Genomic DNA, 560 nt, shown 5'->3' with positions numbered 1-560 from the left:
TTTGTGCCTTCACCGTCGCCAGACTTCTTCCCTATACCTGGACTCGATGCAGTAGCATCCGTTTCACCTGACGATGAAGACTTCTTACTGCTGCTCGGGGTCTGATTCGGTTTCTTGCCATTGCTGGAGGAACTTGTTCCTGCCCCGTCGCTTGACTTATTCCCAGCGTTCGAGCTTGTTTTCCCTCCAGAACCCACTTCCCCGGCAGTCCCCGACTCTTTGGGCTTGTTTTTTCCCAAGTTGCCCCAAGGCTGAAACCGGATGACCTGGTTCGCTTTATAATAATCGCTGACGGCTTTAACCATCACATCTTTTGACTTTTTCACAAATGTCTTTGTTTTACTTGTAGCCGGTTTGTCTGTCGTCGTTGTTCCTTTAGAAGCAGCACTTGGAGAACCTGTTGTTCCTGGATGGTCTGAGGGTTCGGGTACACCTGAAGAACCCTTTTTCGTGCTTACTCTGCCCGTAAATCCATTGAACTCCCCGTCCAATCCTTTCATAGTCATCTCGTGTTGCTCGAATTCACCCATCAGGGTAGATAATTCTTCTTCGCTCATGGG

General features: G+C 49.1%; 1 pseudogene. It reads right to left on the bottom strand.

The window, feature by feature from the left end:
• Positions 1-560: pseudogene (locus AC1DE7_RS31825) on the bottom strand (hypothetical protein); the annotation flags it as partial.

The sequence above is a fragment of the Paenibacillus sp. 10L310 genome (assembly GCF_056395745.1).
The sequence above is the reverse complement of the archived record's forward strand: the minus strand, read 5'-3'. Positions and strand labels throughout refer to the sequence as shown.